Origin of the sequence: Humidesulfovibrio mexicanus (assembly GCF_900188225.1) — a bacterium.
GTDB classification, from domain to species: domain Bacteria; phylum Desulfobacterota; class Desulfovibrionia; order Desulfovibrionales; family Desulfovibrionaceae; genus Humidesulfovibrio; species Humidesulfovibrio mexicanus.
The window spans coordinates 722,433-745,620 of sequence record NZ_FZOC01000001.1; the positions used below are offsets into that span (position 1 = coordinate 722,433).

A 23,188-nucleotide genomic window follows, 5' to 3' on the forward strand; every position below is an offset into this window, starting at 1 on the left:
CTGCCCGCCTGGCTAGAAGATCAGCACCGCGTACCCTTGGGCTTGGTAGCCCGCAATGGACGGGTGCCCGCTCATGTCGTCAAGCAGGGGCAGCCCCAGCGCCTCCACTGCGGCCAGCGCGCCCAGCTTGTTCGAGCAGGCCCGGCACGCGCCGAACAGGAGCCCCCGCTCGCGCGCCTTGCGGTACAGGGGATTCAGGAAATGTCCCGCCTCGGCCATCGGCCCCGCAAGCCGGGTGGCGCCCCCTTCAAGCACAATGCCCGCCCGCGCGCCCTTGGCGTCCAGATCAAGGGCGTTCAACAACACGTGGACGAAACAGAGCGGATCGTCGCGGAAGGCGAACAGCACAGTATCCTGCATGGCGGTCTCCTTGTCCGGCTTTGGGTCGCGGCCAGGGATGCGTGAAGCCCCTGGCGATGAGTATGGGCAGCATAGCCCCGCGCGGAGCGTTCCGCAACCCACGCGAACCGGACAGGGTGACAAGACAACCCACCGTTTTTATGAGCATAAATTCTCACTTCCCCTTCGTCTGCTTTTCAGGTAAGCAAACAGGTTCCGTTGTTTGAGAATCCGGTTCGGCAGACCCCGCGTCCGTGCCGCGCCCGCCAAAGAGAGGTTCATCCATGCCCCTGTGCACCATAGAGGAAGCCATCGAGGACATCCGGCAGGGCCGGATGGTCATCATGGTAGATGACGAGGACCGCGAAAACGAGGGCGACCTCGTGGTCGCGGCGGAAAATACCACCCCGGAAATCATCAATTTCATGGCCAAACATGGCCGCGGACTCATCTGCCTGGCCATGGAGCCGGCCATGATCGACCGCCTTGAGCTGCCGCTCATGGCGCAATCGAACCAGTCCAAGTTCGGCACCAACTTCACGGTCTCCATCGAGGCCCGCGAAGGCGTGACCACGGGCATCAGCGCCTTTGACCGCAGCCACACCATCCTGACCGCCGTGGCCGACGGCGTGAAGCCGAACGACATCGTGACCCCGGGCCACGTGTTCCCCCTGCGCGCGCGCAGCGGCGGCGTGCTGGTGCGCGCCGGGCAGACCGAGGGCAGCGTGGACATCGCGCGGTTGGCCGGGTGCAAGCCCGCTGGCGTCATCTGCGAGATCATGCGCGACGATGGCCAGATGGCCCGGATGCCGGACCTGCAGGTCTTCGCCCAGGAGCACGGCCTCAAAATTTGCTCCGTGTCCGACCTCATCAAGCACCGCATGAAGTTCGGCGGCAAGGCGGTGACCAAGATCGCCGAGGCCGAACTGCCCACGCGCTGGGGGCATTTCAAGACCGCCGCCTTCCAGGCCGAGGGCGATCCCCGTACGCACATCGCCCTGTTCATGGGCGACATCCGCCCGGACAAGCCCGTGCTGGTGCGCGTGCACAGCGAATGCCTCACCGGCGACGTGTTCGGCTCCATGCGCTGCGACTGCGGCGACCAGTTGGCCGCGGCCATGTGCATGATCAAGAACGAGGGCACGGGCGTGCTGCTCTACATGCGCCAGGAGGGCCGGGGCATCGGCCTGGGCAACAAGATCAAGGCCTACCACCTGCAGGACGAGGGCTACGACACCGTGGAGGCCAACGTGAAGCTCGGCTTCAAGCCCGACCTGCGCGAATACGGCACCGGCGCGCAGATCCTGGTCTCGCTCGGCGTGAGCCAGATGAAGCTCATGACCAACAACCCCAAGAAAATCGTCGGGCTTGAGGGCTACGGCCTCAAGGTTGTGGAGCGCGTGCCCATCGAGATGACCGCCTGCTCCGTCAACGAGCGCTACCTCATGACCAAGAAAGAGAAGATGGGCCATCTGCTCAATCTGGGCGAAACCGAAAAATAGCCGTCACCATTTCCGCCACGGAGGACTCTCATGCCGCACATCAAGACCATCGAGGGACAGCTTGACGCCAAGGGGCTGAAGGTGGCCATCGTGGCCAGCCGCTTCAACGACTTCATCGTGGACAAGCTCGTGGGCGGCGCGGTGGACGCGCTCACCCGCCACGGGGCCAGCCGCGAAGACCTGACCATCGTCAAGATCCCCGGAGCCTTCGAGATGCCGCTCATCGCCAAGAAGCTGGCGCAAAGCGGCAAGTACGACGGCATCGTTTGCGTGGGCGCGGTGATCCGCGGGGCCACCCCCCACTTCGACGTGGTGGTGAACGAATGCGCCAAGGGCCTGGCCGCGGTAAGCATTGAGCACGCCATGCCGCTGGGCTTCGGGGTGCTCACCACCGAGAACATCGAGCAGGCCATCGAACGTGCGGGCAGCAAGGCCGGCAACAAGGGCGTGGACGCGGCCATGGCCATGCTCGAAACCGCCCGCGTGGCGGCCCAGATCTAATCGCCGCGGCCCGCCGGGACCAAACCCGCGGGCGCATTTCATGAACCGGGACGGGGCTGCGCCCCCGCCCTCAGGAGCCACTGGTGACGACAACCGATACGCGCAAAGGCGCCCGCAGGCAGGGACGCACCCTGGCCTTCCAGGTGCTCTTCGGGTTGGCCTTCAACCCGCACTTCAAAAACGACCAGGGCTCGCTCCGGCGCACCTTCGCCGACAATCCCGCCGTCATGGACTGCGAGAATCCCGATGCCGTCACGTTCGCCTCGCAGCTGTTCATGGGCATCACCGAGCACCTGGACGACATCGACAAGGTCATCGGCAAGCATTCCGACCATTGGAAGATCAGCCGCATCGGCAAAGTGGAGCTGGCCATCCTGCGCTTGGCGCTCTTCGAGATCCTGCACCGGCAGGACATTCCGCTCAAGGTGGCCATCAACGAGGCCATAGAGCTGGCCAAGGGCTTTGGCGACGAAAACTCGCGCGCCTTCGTCAACGGCATCCTGGACGCCGTGGCCCGCGCCGTGGATCAGGGCCGCTTCGGCGACCTGGGCAAGAGCATCGACAAGAAGATTGAGCCGCAGCAGTGCGGCGGCGCGGACGCGCGCAAGACCGGCGCGCAGAAATAGCGCCGCACGAGAGCACGGGGAGGCAGACGCACCATGGGTTTCGGCAAATACGATCCGCAGCGGGTTGAAGGCAAGTGGCAGCAGAACTGGAACGAGTCCCGCTGCTTCGAGGTCGAGGCCGACGAGGCCAAGCCCAAGTTCTACGTGCTGGAGATGTTCCCCTATCCCTCCGGCAAAATCCACATGGGCCATGTGCGCAACTACTCCATCGCCGACGTGGTGGCCCGCTACAAGCGAATGCGCGGCATGAACGTGCTGCACCCCATGGGTTGGGACGCCTTCGGCCTGCCCGCCGAAAACGCCGCCATAAAGAACAAGACGCATCCCGCCGCCTGGACCTACCAGAACATCAAGGACATGCGCGCGCAGCTCAAGCGCCTTGGCTACTCCTACGACTGGCGGCGCGAGCTGGCCACCTGCCGCCCCGAATACTACAAGTGGGAGCAGCGCTTTTTCCTGCAGATGCTGGAAAAGGGCCTGGCCTACCGCAAAAACTCCCCGGTGAACTGGTGCGAGAGCTGCAAGACCGTGCTGGCCAACGAACAGGTGGAGGAAGGCCGCTGCTGGCGCTGCGACAGCGAAGTTGAGCAGAAGCAGCTGGAGCAGTGGTTCTTCAAGATCACCGCCTATGCCGAGGAGCTCATCGAGGACCTGAAGCTTTTGGAAGGCGGCTGGCCCGACCGCGTGCTCACCATGCAGCAGAACTGGATCGGCAAGAGCATCGGCGCGGAGCTCACCTTCCAGGTCAAGGGCCGCGACCTGGGCATAACCGTGTTCACCACCCGGCCGGACACCCTGTGCGGGGCCACCTTCATGAGCCTGGCCGCCGAGCACCCCCTGGTGGAGCAGCTCATCGCGGGCTACGACAAGGCCGACCAGGTGCGCGCCTTTTGCCGCGATGTGGCCAACATGGACCGCATCAAGCGCGGGGCCGACGACCTGGAGAAGGAAGGCGTCTTCACGGGCGCGTACTGCATAAACCCCCTTACCGGCCGGGAAATGCCCATCCACGTGGCCAACTTCGTGCTCATGGGCTACGGCACAGGCGCGGTGATGGCCGTGCCCGCGCACGACCAGCGCGACTTCGAATTCGCCCGCAAGTACGCGCTGCCCATGCAGGTGGTCATCCAGCCCAAGGATGCGGTTCTTGACCCCGCGTCCATGACCGAGGCCTACAGCGCGCCCGGCGTGCTGGTGAACTCCGGGCGGTTCGACGGGATGCCCAACGAGGAGGCCAAGAAGGCCATCGTGGAGCACCTGGGCGCCTCCGGCCTGGGCAAGCCCACGGTGAACTATCGCCTGCGCGACTGGGGCATTTCGCGCCAGCGCTTCTGGGGCGCGCCCATTCCGGTGGTGCATTGCCCGTCCTGCGGCCTGGTTCCCGTGCCGGAGAAGGATCTCCCCGTGCGCCTGCCCGAGGACGCGCAGGTGCGCGAAGACGGCCGCTCCCCCCTGCCCCTGCTCGACTCCTTCGTCAACGTGGCCTGCCCCAAGTGCGGCGCAAAGGCCCGGCGCGAGACCGACACCTTCGACACCTTCATGGAGTCCAGCTGGTATTTCCTGCGCTACACAAGCGCCCGCAACGAGGATGCGCCCTTCGACCCCGCCGCGCTGAAATACTGGACCCCGGTGGACCTGTACATCGGCGGCATCGAGCACGCCATCCTGCACCTGCTCTACTCCCGCTTCTTCGTGAAGGTGCTGCGCGACCTGGGCTACACCGACCAGGCCGAGCCCTTCAAGAACCTGCTCACCCAGGGCATGGTGCTCAAAGACGGCTCCAAGATGAGCAAGAGCAAGGGCAATGTGGTGGACCCCAATTCCATGATCGGAAAATACGGGGCCGACGCCACCAGGCTGTTCATCCTCTTCGCCTCGCCGCCGGAAAAGGACCTGGAGTGGAGCGACGCGGGCATCGAGGGGGCCTTCCGCTTCCTGAACCGCGTGTGGCGCCTGGCCGAGGACCTCTCCGATGCGGGAGCCCTCAAGGCCGTGCCCCCCTGCGCCCCGGTCTCCGCCCTGGGCGGCGAACCGGCCGGCCCGGTCAAGGACCTGCGCCGCAAGGAGCACGACACCGCGCGCCGCGTCACCCGCGACATGGAGAACAAGTTCCAGTTCAATACGGCCATCGCCGCGCTCATGGAACTGGTGAACGAAATGTACGCCGCAAAGGACGTCCTCAAGGACGCTCCCGGCGGACCGGAGGCGCTGTCTTCGGCCCTGGCCACGGTGCTCGTCCTGCTCTCGCCCGTCACCCCGCACCTGTGCGAGGAGCTGTGGGCCAACATGGGGCAAAAGGGCCAGCTGGCCACCACGCCCTGGCCCGAGCACGATCCGTCCGCCCTGGTGAAGGACGAGATCGAGCTGGTGGTGCAGGTGAACGGCAAGGTGCGCGGCAGGCTCAACGTGGCCGCCGACGCCGACCAGGAAGCCGTGCGCCAGTTCGCCATGACCCACGAGAACGTCCTCAGGCACCTTGAAGGCAAGAGCATCAAAAAGCTCATCGTGGTGCCGGGCAAGCTGGTGAACGTGGTGGCGGGCTAGCGCACGCCACGGGAGGCCCCTCATGCGCACTGTTCCGCTCCGCAGCGCTTCGGCGTTTCCGCCCTCGCTGGCGTTGCTGCTGCTTGCCCTGGCGCTGGTCCTTGGCGGGTGCGGCTACCGTTTCACGGGCCAGGCTTCGGCCGACGGCGAGGATCCCTCCTCCCGTCTGGCCCCGGAATACCGGCAGATGGCCCTGGTGCGCGTAGAGAACCCCACCACCGAGGCCTGGCTTGAGCCGCGCCTGCGCTCGCTTCTGCGCGACGAATTCAACCGCCGCCGCCTGGTGACCTGGACCGACAAATCCAAGGCCACCAGCCTGCTCACCATCACGATCAAGAAGTACACGCGCTCCACCGCCGTGTCCGGCGAGGCGGACCAGTCCGTGAAGCTCAGCGCGGGCATCGTGGTGGTGTTCCGCGTCACGCGCGCCACGGACGGCTCGGTCATCTGGGACTCCGGGGAGATCACCCAGGACGAATCCTACTACCCCGGCGACGCCGACGGCGCGGACCAGCGCGTCACCGACCTGCTCATGCGGCGCATGGCCGACCTCATGACCGAAAACTACTAGGAGCCAGGCCATGTCTCCGGCCCAGCCCAATACCCAGCGAACAGCCCGCAGGGGACACCGCGTCCTCATCTGTCCAGACGCGGAGCTCTTGCGTCGGCAGGTGGCCAAGCTGGCCGAGGGCATGGGCGGCGGGACCGCGCGCAAAATCTTCTGGGGCGACGACGAACCCTTTCCCCAGGCCTACTGGGGCGAGCTGACCATCCAGAACCTTTTTTCCACACCCACGGTGCTGGTGCTGCGCCGGGCCGACGCCCTTAAGGCCGAGCAGTGGGACCGGTTGGACGAAACCATCGGCCTTGCGGCGTCCACGGTGCTGCCCGTCTTCTGTCTGGAAGGCCGCTGGAAGGATTCCAAGCAAGCGCCAGTGCCCGCCTTTCTCACCAAACGCGGACTGTGGCAGGCGGCGGAAAAGAACGCCTGGATCTGGCAGTCGCCCGGTCTCACCGAGTCCACGCTTGGGAAATTCATCGACCGCTGGGCCACCGAAAAGGGGCTTGCCCTTGACGCCCCTGCCCGGCAGGCGCTGGCCGCCGCCCTGCCCCACGACGCCCTGGCCGCCGGGCTCGAGCTGGACAAGCTGGAGCTGGCCGCCGGAGAATCCGGCCGCGTCACCGCAGCCATGGCCGAACTTGTGGCCCCGCACGGCGACATGGAGTTCTTCGACTTCATGCGCGCGCTGGCCGTTCCTCCAGGCCGGGACCCGCAGTCCGCGCGGGCGGTGTGGGCCCGCGTGCTGGACGACCACCTGCGCCCCGGCGGGGACAAAATCCTGTTCCAGCTGCTGGGCTACGTCGCCTGGCAGGCCCGGCAGATGTGGATGCTCAACGAGGGCGAGGAGCAGAAGGTGCGCATGAACCCGCGCGACAAGCCCGCCCTGGCGCAGATGGCGCGCAGGCTCGGACGCGCAGGCATCGCCCAGGTCATTGAGCTGACCTTGGACGCCCAGCTCGGAGTCATCGGCGGCACCCGGCGGCCCGACGACACCCTGGAGTCCTACGTGGCTGAGCTTTCAGCCCTGCTCTCGGGCCAGGACGGCCCCTCCGCCCGGGGCGGAGGCCCTGGGTGAGCCCGCCGCGCGCGGCCAAAGCTGCGGCCTCGGCCGCCGAGTCCCCTGCCCCGCACTACCTGGGGCACCGCCAGCGGCTGCGCGAGCGGCTGCTTGTCGAGCCCAAGGCCTTGGCGGACTATGAACTGCTTGAGCTGCTGCTCGGCCAGGTGCTGCCCCGCCGCGACACCAAACCCTTGGCCAAGGCATTGCTGGCGCGCTTCGGCACCCTTCGGGAAGCCATGAACGCGCGCGCCGACGCCCTGCGCGAGCTGCCCGGCTTCGGCGAGGGGCTGCTTGGCCACTGGGAGCTGTTGCGCGAACTGTTCGCCCGCCTGGGCGAGGCCCCGGTGCGCGAGCGCCAGGTATTTTCCGGCCCCGAGGTGGTGGCCGAGGCGGCGCGCGCGCGCATCGGGCACCTGGGCGTGGAGGAGTTCTGGGTGGCGCTGGTGGACAACAAGAACCGCCTGGTGGCCTGGGAGCGCGTGGGCAGGGGCACGGTGGACGAAACCCCCATGTACCCGCGCGAAGTGCTGGCCCTGGCCCTCAAGCACCAGGCCTCCGGCGTCATCCTGGCGCACAACCACCCCGGCGGCGACCCAAACCCCTCGGTGCAGGACCGCGAGCTTACCCGGCGCATGGTCCGCGCCGCACAAGAGCTGGGCCTGCGCGTGCTGGACCACGTCATCGTGGCCGAAACACGGCATTTCAGCTTCCAAGACGCCGGGCTGCTGTAGCGCAATCCGCGTCTAGATGGTCCCCCGCAAGCCCGACACGGCGGCCTCGCCACGGCCGGACGCGCCATTTCCCGCCTCGCGCCTCAGGGTGTCGGTCACCCGCTGGCTGATCTCCGGAATGAACCCGATGGCCGTGCGCTGGGCCACGTCGCGAGCCTCGCGCAGGGCCTGCGGCAGCACCGCGACGGCCTTGCGGCCAACGGGCGATTCGTAAAACGCGGCGAGCTGGCGCAACTCCGCCTCGGTAAAACGCTTGGAAAACACGGGCATGACCTGCTCGGCAAGGCCGCCGGGCGCGGCGATCTTCTCCCGCAGCAGCGCGGCGATCTCCCGCTCCACCACAGGCATCTTGTCCGCCGGGATGTCCGGCCGCAGCTTCTTCACCAGCTCCATGTTCTGGCGCACGCACTGGTCGATCATTTCGTTTCCCCCAAGCGCCTCCACCAGGCGCAGCACCTCCTGGCGCTTCTCCGGGGTCAGGGTCTCGGCGCGCAACGGGGCAGCGGGAAACAAAAGCGCCAAACCAAGCGCCAGTGCGGCGCAGCATGTTTTCGCAGTCATGGTGTGGTCTCCGGTCTGTTGTGGATTGGTTCGGGCGGGGATCAGCCTGTGCCGCTCCCTGAAAGGTCGAGTTCGGTCATGGCGGTCGCAAGCATCCGCTCCAGGCCCAGGTCCAGGATGCTTTCAAGCGATCCCAGCAGCACCCTCGACTTCTGGCCCAGGGGCGTGGAAAGAAAGGCGGTCAGTTCACGCACCTCGTCCTCGGTGAACAGGTGCGCCACCCTGGATTCCAGCTGGTCGGCCAGGCCGCCGGGGGCCGACATGCTGCGGCTCAGGGCGCGAACGAGCAGTTGCCGGGCCTCATCCCTGCGCTGGGGCGCAATGTCCGGGCGAAGGCCCCACATCCTGGCGTCCCACGCGTTCACAAGGCCGAGCAGCGCGGCATCGTCCCGCAAGACGTGAAACAGATCGGCCACCAGCGCGCGCCGCTCGGCGCCCACCTGGCGCTTGGCCCATTTGGCCCGCAGCTCCTCCATCGCGTCCATGGTCCCCCTCCCGCGCGGCCCAATGCCGCAGCTAGAGTTCGCGCCCCTGGCGCAACTGGCGCAGGCGCTCCTGGATGCGCTGTCCGGCCCTGGCCGTCACGGCCTCGTTCAAGCGCTCGCCAATGCCCTCAAGGTCCGTGGCGATTTGCGGCTGCAGGGCCACAATGCGCCGCATCCTGGGGTCGCGGCCCACGCCGATGAGGTACTCCACGTCCTGACGGCTCAGTCGGCGCTGGAACACGGGCACCATCTCGGCCACGCCGCGCTCGGACTCGACCCGCACATCACCCTCCAGTTCCGTTCGCAGACGCTCCAACACGCCGGGCTGCAATTCGGGCCTGGTCTGGCGCACAAGCTCCACCACGGCGGCCAGTTGCTGCCGCACGCCCAGTTCCAGCATCTCACGATAGCCGAAGAGGTCGATGTACTCGCGCACGGCGGCGTCGGGGGGCGTGTCCGGACCGGCCATGTCCTTTGCCTGCGCGGCGGCTGCCGCCATCGGGGCCAGGGTTGTGAGCCAAAGGCACAGGGCGAGGGGAAAAACCGTGGAGTGGTGGCGCATGGGGCCTCCTGATGTTTGCTGCAGGGAAGCACGCTTTGACGGGAAAGGCAAGGGCCGGGCACCTTGCGAGACCCCCGGCTTCCCATGAAGGCAGGCCATAACCGCTGCCAACGGAGAGAGAACGCGGCCCCCGTACTGGCCGTCGGGCCGCACCCGCCCGTACACGCCGCGCATCATCCGCAAGGCCGAGCGCTTCATCCAAACGGCGCTGCGCGAGTGGGCCTACGCGGTGGGCTCCGCCAGCTCAAATGAAAGAGCCAACGAGTTGCCCCGCTGGCTCCACGAATACAATTATCATCAGAATAACAGTGCGTTACAAAACAAACCGCCAATCAGCCGAATTGGACAGGTGGTGAACAACGTCTTGCAACTCCACACCTAGCGGGCGATCTGCTCGCCGGTCTTGCCGAAGCGGCGCTGGCGGCGCTGATAGTCGGCCAGGGCGCGCTCCAGCTCGGCGGCGTCGAAGTCCGGCCAGAGGGTGTCGGTGAAGTAGAGCTCCGCGTAGGCGGCCTGGAAGAGCAGGAAGTTGGAGAGCCGGAGCTCTCCGCTGGTGCGGATGATGAGGTCCGGGTCGGGCTGGCCAGCGGTATAGAGCGCGGCGGAGAAGTCCTCGGCGTCGATGTCCTGGCCCTTGGCGGCCAGGGCGCGGCAGGCGCGCAGAATCTCCTCCCGGCCGGAGTAGTTGAGGGCCAGGTTCAAGGTCATGGCGCGGCAGTTGGCGGTCTTGGCCATGACGAGGGAGAGGCTCTGCCGGGCCACGAAGGGCAGGCCGTCGAAGTCGCCCAGCACCTTGAGGCGGATGTCCTGGTCCAGCAGGTTCTGCAGCTCGCCCTTCATATACTCCACCAGCAGGTCGAAGATGAGGGCGACCTCGTCCTTGGGGCGCGACCAGTTCTCGCGGGAGAAGGTGTAGAGCGTGAGGTGGCGGACGCCCAGCTCGCGGGCGCGGGTGACGATGGCCTTGGCCGCGCGCGTGCCCGCGCGGTGGCCCTCGCTGCGCGAGAGCCCCCGGCGCTGGGCCCAGCGTCCGTTGCCGTCCATGATGACGGCGACGTGCGCGGGCAGTGCGGCACGATCAAGCGCTTCCGGCATCGGCTACAGCGCCAGAATCTCCTTCTCCTTGGCGGAGAAGGTGTCGTCGCACTTCTTGATGGTCTCGTCGGTCAGCTTCTGCACCTCGGCGGTGAGCTTGCGCTCCTCGTCCTCGGTGATGTCCTTGTCCTTGAGCAGCTTCTTGAGGGCCTCGTTGAGGTCGCGGCGCACATTGCGCGCAGCCACCTTGGCCTCCTCGGTGAACTTCTTGGCCAGCTTCACCAGATCCTTGCGGCGCTCCTCGGTAAGGGGCGGGATGGTGATGCGGATGAGCTTGCCGTCGTTGACGGGGTTGAGTCCCAGGTCGCTTTTGAGGATGGCCTTCTCCACCGCGCCGAAGGCCTGCTTGTCCCAGGGCTGGATGGTGATGGTGCGGGCGTCCGGGGTGGAAAGGGAGGCGATCTGCCCCACGGGGGTGGGGTTGCCGTAGTACTCGGCCATGAGCGGCTCGATGAGGGACACCGAGGCCCGGCCGGTGCGCAGGCGCGCCAGCTCCTTGGTGAGGCTGGTGAGCGCTCCGGACATGCGTTTCTTGCCGTCTTCGATAACCGCGTGCATGTTAGTTCCCTCCTTCTACGATTGTGCCGATCTTCTCGCCCAGGATGACGCGACGGATGTTGCCTTCCTTGAACAGATTGAAGACGATGATGGGCAGGCTGTTGTCGCGGGCGAGGGAAATGGCCGTGGCGTCCATGACGCCCAGGCGCTTTTCCAGGGTCTCCATGTAGGTGACGGTGTCGTAGCGCTTGGCGTCGGCGTGCTTCTTGGGATCCTTGTCGTACACGCCGTCCACCTTGGTGGCCTTCAGGATGGCTTCGCACTTGAGCTCGGAAGCGCGCAGGGCGGCGGCGGTGTCGGTGGTGAAGTAGGGATTGCCGGTGCCCGCCGCGCAGATGACCACGCGGCCGCGCTCCAGGTGGCGCTCCGCCCGGCGGCGGATATACGGCTCGGCCACTTCCTTCATGGTGAAGGCCGTCATGACGCGGGTGTCGCAGCCGAGCTTCTCCAGCGCGTCCTGCACGGCCAGGGCGTTCATCACCGTGGCCAGCATCCCCATGTAGTCGCCCTGGGCGCGGTCCATGCCCTGCTCGCTGGCGGCCATGCCCCGGAAGATGTTGCCCCCGCCGATGACCAGGGCGATCTGCACGCCGAGACTGGCCACATCGGCGATCTCGCGGCAGAAGGTGCCAATGGCCTTGGGCTCGATGCCGAACTGTTGTTCGCCGGCCAGCGCCTCGCCCGAGAGCTTGAGGAGAACCCGTGAGTAGTGCAGCTTTTCCATGATCGTCCTCCCTGGCGTGGGCGTTGTCGGCGCGGGCGCGTCCGTGTTGTGCGGCTTCAAAAAAAACGGGCCTTGCGGCCCGTTTCGTTTCCCTACTCGGCGTCGGCTTCCGCTTCGGCGTCCTCGCCCAGGACAACCCGCGTGAACCGCCCTATCTGCATGTTCTCCCCGAGAACCGAGATCAGCTCGTTCAGCATGTCCTTGATGGTCTTCTTGTCGTCCTTGATGAAGGGCTGCTCCAGCAGGCACACCTCGGAGTAGAACTTCTTCACGCGGCCTTCGACGATCTTCTCGGCGATGGCTTCGGGCTTGCCTTCCTGCATGGCCTGGTTCTTGTAGATCTCGCGCTCCTTGGCCAGCAGGTCGGCGGGCACCTGCTCCGGGGTCACGCACACGGGGCTGGCCGCGGCCACCTGCATGGCGAGATCCTTGGCGAAGGCCTGGAACTTCTCGTTCTTGGCCACAAAGTCCGTTTCGCACTTCAGCTCGACCATGACGCCAAGCTTGCCGTTGGAGTGGATGTAGGAGCCGATGATGCCCTGGCTGGTGGCGCGACCGGCCTTCTTGGCGGCCTTGGCAAGGCCCTTCTCGCGCAGGTAGGCGATGGCCTTCTCCTCGTTGCCGCCGCTCTCAACGAGGGCCTTCTTGCAATCCATCATGCCCGCGCCGGTCTTCTCGCGCAGGTTTTTCACGGCGGTGGCGCTGATCTCAGCCATGTTCCTACTCCTCCTCGGCGTCGCCCTTTTCGGCGGCGGCGGCTTCGACTTCATTTTCCTTGGCCGGTGCGTTCTTGGCGCCTCCGGGGGCGTTTTCCTTCAGGGTGGCGGCGCCTTCGATGCAGGCGTCGGCGATGTGGGTGGCGAAGAGCTTGATGGCGCGGATGGCGTCATCGTTGCCCGGAATCACGTAGTCGATGAGATCCGGGTCGCAGTTGGAGTCCACCACGGCCACCACGGGGATGCCCAGCTTGCGGCATTCCTTCACGGCGATGTGCTCGCGGTTGGGGTCGATGACAAAGGCGCACCGGGGAGCCTCGTTCATGTTCTTGATGCCGCCCAGGGCGTCGTTCAGCTTCTCCACCTCGCGCGCCATCTGCACCACTTCCTTCTTGGGGAACTTGTTGATGGAGCCGTCGGCGAACATGGCCTCCAGGTTCTTCAAGCGGTCGATGCTCTTCTTGATGGTCTGGAAGTTGGTGAGGGTGCCGCCCATCCAGCGCTGGGTGACGCAATGCATTCCGCAGCGCTCCACCTCGGCCTTGATGGCCTCCTGTGCCTGGCGCTTGGTGCCGATGAAGAGCACCTTGCCGCCCTTGGCCACGGTGTCCACGATGAAGTCGTGGGCCTTCTGGAAGAGCTTCACGGTCTGCTGCAGGTCGATGATGTGGATGCCGTTGCGCGCGCCGAAGATGTAGGTGCGCATCTTGGGGTTCCAACGGCGGGTCTGGTGACCGAAGTGGACGCCGGTCTCCAGCATCTGCTTCATGGTGACGTAAGCCATAAATCCTCCTGGGTTTGTCCTCCGCCCCGGCGCATGGCCGTCCCCGGCACGTCCGGGGCACCCAGTGGAAAACCGGGGCGTGTGATTTGTGAAACGGCTGCTTTTACGCCGAACGCGCACGCTTGGCAAGGGGAAAATGTCCGCTGCGAAGAGCCGAGCGCGCCGCCGGACGCTCCGCGCCTTACTGCACGGCGCCGGGATCGGCCGGGCCCTCGCCCGTGACCGGGTTGAGCAGGAAGCCCACCTGGTCGATCTCGATGCTCACCTCGTCGCCTTCGCTCATGGGGCCAATGCCAGCTGGCGTGCCGGTAAGAATCACGTCGCCGGGCAGAAGCGTCATCACGCTGGAGATGAAGCTCACCAGCCGGGCCGGGGGGAAGATCATGTCCGCTGTGGAACCGTTCTGCCGCAGCGTGCCGTTGACCAGCGCGCGCACGCCCAGGGCGTTCACGTCGCCCACGTGCGTCTCGATCCACGGCCCCACCGGGCAAAAGCTGTCGAAGCCCTTGGCCCGCACCCACTGGCCGTCCTTTTGCTGCAGGTCGCGGGCGGTGACATCGTTGGCGCAGGTGTAGCCGAACACGCTGCCCAGGGCGTCATCCTCGGAAACGCGCCGGGCGGCGCGGCCCATGACCAGGGCCAGTTCGGCCTCGTGGTCCACCCGGGCGGAGGCGGCGGGCAGCACGATGGGGTCGCCGGGGCCGATGACGGCGCTGGGCGGCTTGAGGAAGAGCACGGGCTCGTCGGGCGCGGCCATGCCCAGTTCGTCGGCGTGGGCATGATAGTTGAGGCCCACGCACACCACCTTGCTGGGGCGCACCAGGGGCAGAAGCTCCACCTCGGCAAGGGGAATCTCGTCGGGCAGGTTCTCCTCGCGGTTCAGGCAGCGCACGGTCTCCGGGCTTTCGATGACGGCATAAAAGGAACGCTCGCGGTAGCGGACGCGGATGATGCGCATGAGACTACGCGCCCTTGGCCGTCTTGCGGCGGTCAAAGGCAATGTGGATGATGCCCAAGAGTTCCTCCATGGGATAGGGCTTGAGCAGATAATCCGAACCGCCGTGGGCGATCATTTCGGCGGCGATATCCACCGAGGCGTGGCCGGTGAGGATGATGACCTCCAGGTCCGGGTCGATCTTCTTGAGCTCAAGCAGGGTCTGCTGGCCGCTCATGCCGGGCATTTTCACGTCCAGAAGCGCCACGTCGTGGGGCGTGCTCCGCAAGATCTCCACGGCGCGCTCGCCGCCCTCGGCCACGGTCACGGTCATGCCGTGGGCGGTCAAGAGCTTGCCCAGAGTGTTGCGGAAACGTTCCTCGTCATCCACCACAAGAACCTTGATCGTCTCGGACATGGGCGGCTCCTTGCATAAGCTGGAGAATCCGGCGAGGGAGAAGTGCGCGAAGGCCGGGATGCACTCCGGCCAACTCCTCTTCCCGCAACCATGCCACATCAAGCCGACCCCGTCGAGGGGGGCGGGGGCGGATTCATTGCGGAATCTCCGGGCGCGGCAGGCCCCTGCCCTGGACCGTCCTGGCCGCAGGCCAAAGGGACGTTGATGCTGAAGGTGGTTCCCTGCCCTGGGGCGCTGGCCACATGGATGGTTCCGCCCAGGGTCTGCGTCACCAGATTGTACACGATGGACAGCCCCAACCCGCTGCCGCCCTTCTGGCGGTAGGTGGTGAAAAACGGCTCGAAAATCTTGGTCAAATGCTCCGGCACGATGCCCCGGCCATCGTCGGCGAAAATGAAGCGCATCCGGCCGTCCCCGCAGCTGGCGCTAATGCCGATGCGCCCGGCCTGGCCGGGGTCGAAGGCGTGTTGCAGGGCGTTCATCACCAGATTGCTCACAATCTGCGACCATACGCCCGGATAGGAATCCACCTCCACCTCTGGATCGCAGTCCAGGTCCACCACTATGGCGGTCTTCTTCAAATGCGGCCTGAGCGACAGCAGCACCTGCTCCAGGTAGCCGCGCAAGAGGAACACGCGGCGCTCCTCGCTGGAGCGGTCCACGGCGACCTGCTTGAAGCTGCGGATGAGGTCCGAGGCCCGGCGCAGGTTGGCCAGGATCATCTTGGCGGACTCGTCGCACAGGGCGAGGTAGTCGCCCAGCCCGGTGCGCTTCAGCGCCCCGGCGCGGAACTCGTCCAGAACGGTCTTCGTCTTGTCCTCCAGGTGGGAAGCGGCCGTGACGCCGATGCCCACCGGGGTGTTGATCTCGTGGGCGACGCCCGCCACCAGCGCGCCCAGCGAAGCCATCTTCTCCGACTGGATGAGGTGCCGCTGGGCCTGATTCAGGCGTTCCAGCGCGGCGCTCAGCTCGGCATTGGCCTGGGCCAGCTCGCGGGTGCGCCGCTCCACCCGCTCCTCCAGGAACTCGTTCAGGTGGCACACCTCGTTTTCATAGGCGTCGCGCTCGCGCTCGCGTTCCTGCAGCGCCTGGGCCATGGCGTCGAAGGCCTGGCCCAGCCGACCGATCTCGTCGCGCCCCCAGTCCAGTCCGGAGCGGGCGGACAGGTCGCCCGTCCGCAGGCGGGCCGCCGCGGCCACCAGTTCCTTGAGCCGCCGCACAACGGCCACCTCGCCAAGGGTCCAGGCGGCCGCCATGCACAGGCCTGCCGCCAGGCCAAGCAGCAGCAGGTTGCGGCGCACCACGCCCCGCGCCTGGGCCAGGGCCTCGTCCACGGGAACGCCCAGCCGGATCATCAGATACGGAAAGGGCGCACCCTCGAAATGCAGCCTCGTGTACGCGTACAGCCGCAGCACGCCGTCCACCCCGGACTCGCGGAAGGCGCCCTCGTCCTTTGGCCCGCTCATGCGCGCCACCATGCGCGGCAGATCCGGCACCCACGTATATTTCTCGGTTTCCGGAAAACGGGTCAGGCGCATCCCCTTGGCGTCGGTCAGGGTGAACACGGACCCGGCGGGCAGGGCAACCCGCTCGAACAGGGTACCAAAGTGCTGGAGATCGAAGGCGGCGAGCAGCACCCCAACCGGTGCGCCCCGGCCATTGGCCACGCTCTGGGCGAAATGCAGCACCACATGCCGGGTCTGCGGCAGCAGCGCATACTCGCCGGTGACAAAGCCGTCCGTCCTCAGGGCGGCCCGGTAGCATGGGCTGACAAGCAGGTCCGGCTCCGCTGGGGACGGATGCTCCGCCGGGGAACGGGCCAACACGTGGCCGCCAGCATCGGCCAGGGCCAGGGACACGTACACCGGGTTCCTGGCCTGGATGTCGGCCAGCAGGGCCTGGGCCTTGGCCGGGGACAGGGTGCGCACCTCTGCCGTCTTGGCCAGGGTGGCCAGCAACAAACGGGCGTCGTCCACAATGCGCCCGTGCTGGGCGGCCATGGCGCGCACCCGTTCCAGGGCGTCGCCTTCCGCGCGGCGGATGACGTTTTCCTCAAGCTCGCGGCCGGTAAGCAGCATGACGCCCATGGCTGGCAACGCCGCGGCGAGCATGAGGGCGAGCAGACGGGTGCGGATGGAGATGGTCATGAGGCGCCTCCATAAGGACGCGCGGTCCCCGGACGGATGGCCTGTATCCCATTTTGAACATTTAGCGCGCGGACGGCGGGGGAGTCAAGAAACGGCTGGCGGAGGGCAGGTCCCGGGCGGCGCGCCCCGGCCATGGGGAACGGGGCGGAGAGTCTATGCGCGGACGCGCTCCACGGCCTCCCGCAAGTGGGAAAGCCAAATCTCGGCCAGGGCGGGATGTTCGCCCGCGCCCTTCAGGTGGGTCTCGCAGATGAAGCCCGCCCGGGTGAGCGCGCCGCGCCAGGAATGTCCGCCCTCCCCGGCCATGTCGCGGGTGGCGTGCACCCCGCGCGCGAACAACAACGGCAAAAGATGGACCTTCCGCGCTCCCAGGGCGCGCAGCTCGTCCACCTTGGCGGCGAGGCCGGGTTCGGCCTCCAGCGCGCCGATAAGCACCGACGGATCCAGAGCGCGCAGTTCGTCGGCCAGGTCCTGGTACACGGAATTGGCGTTGCCGCGCGTGCCATGCCCCATAAGCAGCACGACCTCGCCCTTGGCGCGCGGGCTGGGCAGCACGGAGAGCAGGGCGCGGGCGGCGCGGCGCACATCCTCGGCGTTGCCCAGCAGCGGCCGCCCAAGCTCGATGCGCTCGAACCCGTCCGGCCCGCCGCGCATGGAGGCCACCAGACGCTGCAAGCCCAGAAACTCGTCGCCGGGCACAACGTGCAGGGACTGCACGGCCAGGCGCCGCACGCCCTCGCGCACAAGCTGCCGCAGCACCTCCCCGGGCGAACGTCCCTGGCGGGAGTGCGCACCTTTATGGCGGCGCACCGTGCCGGAGGTGAACGCCGTCTCCACGCGCCAGTCCGGGTACAGCTCCTGCGCGCACGCGCGCATGACGCCGAGGGAGTCCTCCGCGCCAGGCAAACGGGAGCCGAATGCTGCAAGAAGAATGGCGTTGTGCGTGGTCGGCATGGCGGCGATGCGGCGGAGGGCCTTCCGGTCCGGGCCGCTGGCGGGGGGCTTGGCGTCCAGCCCTCCCCCGCCCGCGGGCACGGGGCCGACTAGCCCAGGGCCAGAATGGGCTCCACGACCTTCTTGAAGGCCAGGGCCGTTGCCGATTCGGCCTGCACCTTCATGAGCGCGAAGCCCTCGTCGCCGCTGCGCACCACTTCCGGGTCCATGGGGATGCGTCCCAGGAAGTTCACGCCCATCTCCTTTGCCAGGGCTTCGCCGCCGCCGGAGTTGAAGATGTTGTGCACGGCCTTGCAGCTGGGGCACACAAAGCCGCTCATGTTCTCCACTATGCCCAGGATGGGATTGCCCAACTGGCGGCAGAAGGTCACGCTGCGGCGCACATCGTCAACGGCCACGCCCTGCGGGGTGGTGACGATGACGGCGTGGGCCTGCGGGCCGAAGGTCTGGAGCGCGGTCAAGGGCTCGTCTCCGGTGCCGGGGGGGCAGTCGGTCACAAGGTAGTCCAGGTCGCCCCAGGACACGTCGCGCACGAACTGCTTGATGAGCCCGAGCTTCATGGGGCCGCGCCAGATGACGGCGGTGTCCTTGTCCGGGATCAGGAACCCCAGGGACATGACCCACAGGTTCTTGCTGTAGGGCACGGGCTCCATGTGGTCGGGTTCGATGTGGGGCTTGGCGTCCTGCAGGGACAGCAGCCGGGGAATGCTTGGGCCGTGGATGTCCACGTCGAGCAGGCCCACCTGCTTGCCCGCCTGGGCCAGCGCCATGGCGATGTTGGCCGAAACCGTGCTCTTGCCGACGCCGCCTTTGCCGGAAAGCACCACGATCTTGTGCTTGATGCGCCCCAGGGTCTTGACGATCCGCTCGTCCTCGGGCTTGCCCCCGCAGGTCTTGGGGTTCTGCCCGGAGGAACAGCCGCCGTCCTTGGTGGCGGAGGAACAACTCTTACATGCCTCGCTCATGGTCATCTCCTTAGAACGCCGGATTCCCCGGCGGAATAATCGCGGCCAAAGTCGGCCGGGTGGCTTTCGCCCCAGAATAGCCCGAACGCGGGCGTCAAGACCGCACGTTGGAATTGCAACGCCAGGGGCAATGCAGGTTGATGAAGTTCACCACCTCGGCCCCCTGCTCGATACGTTGCGATTCGGCGCAATCCAATGCGACTTTCAACTCCGCCACCGGGGAAAACCCGGCATCGGCAAGCCACGCCCGCGCGGCGTCCCGACCAGAGCCCGGCAGCGCCGGGTCCAGCGCGGCCAGCACCAGCGCCCCGGCCCCGGCATAGGGACCATACGCCGCGGCGGCGTCCTCATCAGCGCGCAACGGGCGCGAGAGCACCACCAGGGCATACTGCCTGCGGTAGCTGGCACGCCATTGGTTCTTCGCCATGCCGAACGCTGTCTTGACATAGCGCATCAAGAAACGGCGCAATCCAGCCTCGCTTGCGCCGGTGACCAGCACGGCGAGCTTGGGATGCGCGGCCTGGGGCATAAGGACGCCTCCTAGCCCTTCTTGGCGGCCCGTGCGCGGCGCAGCCAATCGTACCAGGCGGCCAGGCCCTCGCCCTTGCGCGCGGCCACGGGGAATATCTCGATGTCCTTGTTGAGCTTGCGGGCGTGGGCGCTGGCGGTCTCCAGGCTGAACTCCACATAGGGCAGCAGGTCTATCTTGTTCAGCAGCATGGCCGAGGACAGATGGAACATCAGGGGATATTTTTCGGGCTTGTCGTCGCCCTCGGTGACGGAGAGGATGGTGATCTTGTGGTCCTCGCCCAGCAGGAATTCCGCCGGGCAGACCAGGTTGCCCACGTTCTCGATGAACAGGATGTCCAGGCCCTCCATGTCCAACTCGGCAATGGCGTCCTCGATCATGGAGCTGTCCAGATGGCAGCCGCCCTCGGTGTTCACCTGCACGGCCTGGGCGCCGGTGGCGGCCACGCGGCGGGCGTCGTTGTCGGTCTGCAGGTCGCCCTCGATGACGGCCATCTTGAACTCGCCCTTGAGGTCGGCCAGGGTGCGCTCAAGCAGCGAGGTCTTGCCCGCGCCGGGGCTGCTCATGAGATTCAGGCACAAAATGCCCTTGTCCGCGAAGAATTCCTTAAGCTTGCCGGCCCGGCGCTCGTTGGCCTCCATGACGTTGCGGACGATGGTGACGGTCTTGCCCATGTCTTATGCTCCCGTTGCGGCCGCGCCATCCGTTTCATCGGGTATGTCGGCCTCGATTTCGTCTATGTAGAGTTCCTTGCCGCTGGTGACGGTGTGGCCCAGTATCTCGCCGCAGGCGGGACAGGGCATGTAGCGGCCGTCCTCGGGCTCGAAAGCCGTGCCGCACGATCCGCACACCACCTTGAGCGGTGCGTCCACGATGTCCAGCGCGACGCCCTTCAGGTCGCCCTCCTGGGTCATGCATTCCCAGCCAAAGGCCAGCGCGTCGGTAACAGCGCCGGAAAGCGCGCCGTTGACCACCCGCACGCGCACGATGCGGCGCATGTCGTGCTTGTCGCGCTCCTCCCGGATAATGGTAAGCATGCTCTCGATGAGCGATAATTCGTGCATGGTTAGCGGGCATACTCCAAAAGTCCGGGTGGGGCAAGAGCGTGCCGGCGGCCCGCAAACACAGTACGCACATTGTGCGCACTCCAAGCGCAACGCATCACCCCAGCAAATGGCGTATTCAAAAAAGCGACAACACAGGACAGCTCTTTTGCACAATCCAAAAGAGAAAATGCTGCGTGTCATACGACATGCCTATTGACGGAGCACTGCTGCTGGCGTACTGAAAAAACATCGATAAACCTCTTTGCAAGGAGCAGCACATGAACACTCTGCGCATCCGCATCGCGACGATTCTGTGCATTTTGGCCTTCACTGCGTCCGCAGCACTGGCGGGAGGACCCCAAAAGACTCTGCCGGGAGACCTGAGCCTGACGCAGGCCCAGGCCGTGCTGGCCGCCGCCCAGGCCAAGGCTTTGGCCATCAAGGTGCCCATGAACATCGCCGTGGTGGATGCGGGCGGCAACCTCAAGGCCTTTGCCCGCATGGACGACGCCTTCATCGGCAGCATCGACATCGCCACGAGAAAGGCCACCACGGCGCGCTTCTTCAACATGAGCACGCGCGCCCTGGGCGCTGCTGCCCAGCCCGGCCAGCCGCTTTTCGGCATCGAGGCCACCAACGGCGGTTTGGTGATCTTCGCCGGGGGCGTGCTGCTGGTGGACAAGCACAATGTGATCGTTGGGGCGGTGGGCGTCAGCGGCGGCAGCGTGGACGAGGACGAGAGCGTGGCCCTGGCCGGGGCTGCGGCCATCGCCAAGTAGGCGCGGACAACGCGCCCTCGGTTCAGACAGGAACGGCCCGGTGGAGACGCCGGGCCGTTTTCACGCCCTCATATGGGCGGAGGCAAGAGGCTGTTCCAGCCCCCAAACAGCGCGCAGGGCGGCAAGCACCGCCCGCATGGCCGGGTCGGACTCGCGGTCGCGCCGGTAGAGGAAATAGGCGTTCATGGGCAGGCTGTCGCCCCGCCAGACAAAGGCCTCTCCCGCCCCCTCGCAGCGCGCGCCCTCGTCCTCGCGCATGATGCCGAGCCCGGCCCCGCTCTGCACCAGGGCGCGGATGGTGCCCTCGTAGTCGGTGACCGCCACCTTGGAAAGCCTGCACTCATAGGGCGCTATCCAGCGCTGCACCGAGGCGTGGCAGGGCAGCGCGTCCGAATACCAGACCCAGGGCTCGCGCGCCAAGTCGGCCCAGGTGGCGCCCGCAAGCCGCTCGCGCCAAGCCAGCGGCCCGATCACCACCAGGCGGAAAGAACACAAGGGCACGGCTTCCAGGCCCTGCGGCGGTGCTTCCCCGTAGACGAAGCCGCCGTCCAGGCTTCCGGCGCGCACCTCCTCGGCAATAAAATGGCTCATGTTCTGCGGCAGGTGCACGCCCAGGGCCGGGTGCTCCGCGCGCAAAACCGACAAAAGCTCCCGCACGCGCAGGAACTCCGCATCGGTGTTCAGCGCTATTTTGAGCTCCCCATCGAGCTGTTGCCGCAGCGAGCGCGCCGCGCGGGTGAGTTCCTCCGCCTGCTCCAACACGGACTGCGCGCGCGCCAGCAGGGCCTGGCCCTGGGGGGTAAGGCCCATGCCCCGGGCCGACCGCGTGAAGAGCGCCACGCCAAGCTCGTCCTCCAGAGCCTTGATGTGCGCGGACACGGCGGGCTGGCTCACGTGCAGCCCCTCGGCCGCGCGGGTCAGGTGCCCTGCCCTGGCCACGGCCACGAAGGTGCGCAGCTGGTACAGCTCCATGGCTAGCGGACCTCCGCCGGGATCAGGTCCGGGGCCGAAGCCGGATCCAAGCCCCAGACCTCGCCCAGGGCGGCCAGCACGGCGCACAGGGCGGGGTCTTCCGCGCGGTCCTTGCGGTACAGGAAACAGATGTCGATGGGCAGCCCCTCCAGGCTGCGCAGAATGCCCACCTCGCCCTCGCGCTCCCAGGCCTCGGCCTCATGCCGCCCCAGCAGGCCCAGCCCCGCGCCGTCGGCCACCAGGGCCTTCAAGGTGCTCTCGGCATCGGTGACGGCAACCTTGCTGATGCGCTGCGCCAGCGGCCCCAGACGCCGCAAGAGCAGCGGGCGGCAGGGACAGTTGTCCGAGTACCACACCCAGGGTTCCTCCGCCGCGTCCTCCCAGGTGCAGTCCGCAAGCCTGGCGGCCCAGGACGGCGGGCACACCACGTGCAGGGTGGTGGACGCCAGGCGCAGGCCGGTGAGTTCCTCGGCCTGCTGGCCGACCAGGGCCTCGCCGATGTAGGCGAAACCGCCGTCCAGCCGCCGCAGGCGCACCTCCTCCACGATGAGCTTGCTCATGCTCTGGGCGAGGTGCACGGCCAAGTCCGGGTGCGCCGCGCGCAGCAGGGAAAGCAGCCCGCGCACGCGCAGCAACTCGGGGTCGGTGTTCAGCGCGAGCTTGAGCTCCCCGGTGAGGGTCTGGCGCAGGGAGCGCGCACGGGCGAGCAGTTCGCCCACGCTCTGGAGCGCGGCCTCGGCCTGGGGGCGCAGGGCCTGGCCCTCGGAGGTCAGGCTCATGCCGCGCGGCCCCCTGGAGAAGAGCGGCACGCCGAGTTCCTCCTCCAGGGCCTTGATGTGCGCGGACACGGCTGGCTGGCTGATGAACAGGCGTTCGGCCGCGCGGGTCAGGTGGCCCGCCTCGGCGACGGCCACGAACGTGCGCAACTGATACAGCTCCATGCCAGCCTCCGGCACTCGGTCTATCTGAAGATGCTTCGCGCGGGGCATCACGATTCCTGAACCCTTGGTTCAGGCATTGCGATTGGACCCGGCCCGGCCTGCGCTGCTAGTCCTTCTCCACGGGCCGGGGGCATCATGCCAAAACGGACCCGC

At 66.9% G+C, this 23,188-nt stretch carries 27 protein-coding genes and 1 pseudogene; 9 read left to right on the top strand and 19 right to left on the bottom strand.

Going from position 1 to position 23,188, the window contains the following annotated elements; translation table 11 throughout:
- Positions 1-12 precede the first annotated feature (12 nt).
- Positions 13-360: a cytoplasmic protein gene (locus CHB73_RS03430; protein WP_089272070.1), complete on the bottom strand. Its 348-nt coding sequence runs from the start codon at positions 358-360 to the stop codon at positions 13-15.
- Positions 361-623: 263 nt separating this feature from the next.
- Between CHB73_RS03430 and CHB73_RS03435 the strand changes: the two genes are divergently transcribed.
- The 7 genes from CHB73_RS03435 (at position 624) to radC (ending at position 7,865) form a co-directional block, all read left to right on the top strand.
- On the top strand, positions 624-1,841 hold the full coding sequence (locus CHB73_RS03435; protein ID WP_089272072.1) for a bifunctional 3,4-dihydroxy-2-butanone-4-phosphate synthase/GTP cyclohydrolase II: 1,218 nt from the start codon (positions 624-626) through the stop codon (positions 1,839-1,841).
- A 30-nt stretch (positions 1,842-1,871) separates the two neighbouring features.
- Positions 1,872-2,342: a 6,7-dimethyl-8-ribityllumazine synthase gene (ribH, locus tag CHB73_RS03440; protein ID WP_089272074.1), complete on the top strand. Its 471-nt coding sequence runs from the start codon at positions 1,872-1,874 to the stop codon at positions 2,340-2,342.
- 83 nt (positions 2,343-2,425) lie between these two features.
- Positions 2,426-2,968 (top strand): transcription antitermination factor NusB, encoded by a 543-nt coding sequence (gene nusB / locus CHB73_RS03445; protein WP_179216872.1) that lies wholly within the window; start codon positions 2,426-2,428, stop codon positions 2,966-2,968.
- A gap of 33 nt (positions 2,969-3,001) precedes the next feature.
- Positions 3,002-5,512 (top strand): leucine--tRNA ligase, encoded by a 2,511-nt coding sequence (gene leuS, locus CHB73_RS03450; RefSeq protein ID WP_089272078.1) that lies wholly within the window; start codon positions 3,002-3,004, stop codon positions 5,510-5,512.
- Between the two features lie 22 nt (positions 5,513-5,534).
- Complete coding sequence (lptE, locus tag CHB73_RS03455) at positions 5,535-6,083, top strand: LPS assembly lipoprotein LptE (protein ID WP_089272080.1); 549 nt, start codon at positions 5,535-5,537, stop codon at positions 6,081-6,083.
- 10 nt (positions 6,084-6,093) lie between these two features.
- On the top strand, positions 6,094-7,149 hold the full coding sequence (locus CHB73_RS03460; protein ID WP_089272082.1) for a DNA polymerase III subunit delta: 1,056 nt from the start codon (positions 6,094-6,096) through the stop codon (positions 7,147-7,149).
- A complete protein-coding gene (gene radC / locus CHB73_RS03465; RefSeq protein WP_089272084.1) occupies positions 7,146-7,865 on the top strand; it encodes a RadC family protein in 720 nt (239 codons plus the stop codon). The genes CHB73_RS03460 and radC overlap by 4 nt, the downstream gene beginning before the upstream one ends.
- Positions 7,866-7,877: 12 nt before the next feature.
- Here the strand turns inward: radC and CHB73_RS03470 are convergent, their stop codons facing one another.
- From CHB73_RS03470 to CHB73_RS03480, 3 genes are read right to left on the bottom strand one after another with little or no spacing between them, the layout of a single operon-like run.
- Complete coding sequence (locus CHB73_RS03470) at positions 7,878-8,426, bottom strand: DUF2059 domain-containing protein (protein WP_089272086.1); 549 nt, start codon at positions 8,424-8,426, stop codon at positions 7,878-7,880.
- A 41-nt stretch (positions 8,427-8,467) separates the two neighbouring features.
- Entirely contained in the window at positions 8,468-8,911 is a 444-nt protein-coding gene (locus CHB73_RS03475) for a DUF2059 domain-containing protein (protein ID WP_089272088.1), read from the bottom strand.
- Between the two features lie 31 nt (positions 8,912-8,942).
- Complete coding sequence (locus CHB73_RS03480; protein WP_089272090.1) at positions 8,943-9,473, bottom strand: hypothetical protein; 531 nt, start codon at positions 9,471-9,473, stop codon at positions 8,943-8,945.
- 148 nt (positions 9,474-9,621) lie between these two features.
- On the opposite strand from CHB73_RS03480, the pseudogene CHB73_RS03485 reads away from it, so the two are divergent.
- A pseudogene (locus CHB73_RS03485) lies at positions 9,622-9,855 on the top strand (integrase core domain-containing protein); the annotation flags it as partial.
- On the opposite strand, the gene uppS reads toward CHB73_RS03485, so the two are convergent.
- From uppS to CHB73_RS03550, 13 genes are all read right to left on the bottom strand, one after another.
- On the bottom strand, positions 9,852-10,568 hold the full coding sequence (gene uppS, locus CHB73_RS03490; RefSeq protein ID WP_089272094.1) for a polyprenyl diphosphate synthase: 717 nt from the start codon (positions 10,566-10,568) through the stop codon (positions 9,852-9,854). The pseudogene CHB73_RS03485 and the gene uppS sit on opposite strands and share 4 nt — an antisense overlap.
- Before the next feature lie 3 nt (positions 10,569-10,571).
- Positions 10,572-11,126: a ribosome recycling factor gene (frr, locus tag CHB73_RS03495; RefSeq protein WP_089272096.1), complete on the bottom strand. Its 555-nt coding sequence runs from the start codon at positions 11,124-11,126 to the stop codon at positions 10,572-10,574.
- Between the two features lies 1 nt (position 11,127).
- Complete coding sequence (pyrH, locus tag CHB73_RS03500; RefSeq protein WP_089272098.1) at positions 11,128-11,850, bottom strand: UMP kinase; 723 nt, start codon at positions 11,848-11,850, stop codon at positions 11,128-11,130.
- 92 nt (positions 11,851-11,942) lie between these two features.
- A complete protein-coding gene (gene tsf, locus CHB73_RS03505) occupies positions 11,943-12,566 on the bottom strand; it encodes a translation elongation factor Ts (protein WP_089272100.1) in 624 nt (207 codons plus the stop codon).
- Positions 12,567-12,570: 4 nt separating this feature from the next.
- Positions 12,571-13,350, bottom strand: coding sequence for a 30S ribosomal protein S2 (rpsB, locus tag CHB73_RS03510; RefSeq protein ID WP_089272102.1), 780 nt, complete (start codon positions 13,348-13,350; stop codon positions 12,571-12,573).
- Positions 13,351-13,531: 181 nt separating this feature from the next.
- Positions 13,532-14,308, bottom strand: a complete 777-nt coding sequence (locus CHB73_RS03515) for a fumarylacetoacetate hydrolase family protein (protein ID WP_089272104.1) — start codon at positions 14,306-14,308, stop codon at positions 13,532-13,534.
- A 4-nt stretch (positions 14,309-14,312) separates the two neighbouring features.
- A complete protein-coding gene (locus tag CHB73_RS03520) occupies positions 14,313-14,702 on the bottom strand; it encodes a response regulator (RefSeq protein WP_089272106.1) in 390 nt (129 codons plus the stop codon).
- A 98-nt stretch (positions 14,703-14,800) separates the two neighbouring features.
- A complete protein-coding gene (locus CHB73_RS03525; RefSeq protein WP_089272108.1) occupies positions 14,801-16,849 on the bottom strand; it encodes a sensor histidine kinase in 2,049 nt (682 codons plus the stop codon).
- Between the two features lie 153 nt (positions 16,850-17,002).
- Positions 17,003-17,803 carry a sirohydrochlorin cobaltochelatase gene (locus CHB73_RS03530; protein ID WP_143337299.1) on the bottom strand — a complete coding sequence of 267 codons (801 nt, stop codon included), beginning with the start codon at positions 17,801-17,803 and terminating at the stop codon, positions 17,003-17,005.
- A gap of 89 nt (positions 17,804-17,892) precedes the next feature.
- Positions 17,893-18,768 (bottom strand): Mrp/NBP35 family ATP-binding protein, encoded by an 876-nt coding sequence (locus CHB73_RS03535; RefSeq protein ID WP_089272112.1) that lies wholly within the window; start codon positions 18,766-18,768, stop codon positions 17,893-17,895.
- 94 nt (positions 18,769-18,862) lie between these two features.
- A complete protein-coding gene (locus CHB73_RS03540) occupies positions 18,863-19,297 on the bottom strand; it encodes a hypothetical protein (protein WP_089272114.1) in 435 nt (144 codons plus the stop codon).
- 11 nt (positions 19,298-19,308) lie between these two features.
- On the bottom strand, positions 19,309-19,971 hold the full coding sequence (gene hypB, locus CHB73_RS03545) for a hydrogenase nickel incorporation protein HypB (protein WP_089272116.1): 663 nt from the start codon (positions 19,969-19,971) through the stop codon (positions 19,309-19,311).
- 3 nt (positions 19,972-19,974) lie between these two features.
- A complete protein-coding gene (locus CHB73_RS03550) occupies positions 19,975-20,361 on the bottom strand; it encodes a hydrogenase maturation nickel metallochaperone HypA/HybF (RefSeq protein WP_089272118.1) in 387 nt (128 codons plus the stop codon).
- 260 nt (positions 20,362-20,621) lie between these two features.
- Here CHB73_RS03550 and CHB73_RS03555 point away from each other — a divergent pair, with 260 nt between their 5' ends.
- Positions 20,622-21,122 (top strand): GlcG/HbpS family heme-binding protein, encoded by a 501-nt coding sequence (locus CHB73_RS03555; protein ID WP_089272120.1) that lies wholly within the window; start codon positions 20,622-20,624, stop codon positions 21,120-21,122.
- Positions 21,123-21,182: 60 nt separating this feature from the next.
- On the opposite strand, the gene CHB73_RS03560 is transcribed toward CHB73_RS03555, so the two are convergent.
- Together CHB73_RS03560 and CHB73_RS03565 are read right to left on the bottom strand one after the other, a co-directional pair.
- Entirely contained in the window at positions 21,183-22,094 is a 912-nt protein-coding gene (locus tag CHB73_RS03560; protein ID WP_089272122.1) for a LysR family transcriptional regulator, read from the bottom strand.
- 2 nt (positions 22,095-22,096) lie between these two features.
- On the bottom strand, positions 22,097-23,035 hold the full coding sequence (locus tag CHB73_RS03565) for a LysR family transcriptional regulator (RefSeq protein WP_179216873.1): 939 nt from the start codon (positions 23,033-23,035) through the stop codon (positions 22,097-22,099).
- Positions 23,036-23,188: the final 153 nt, after the last annotated feature.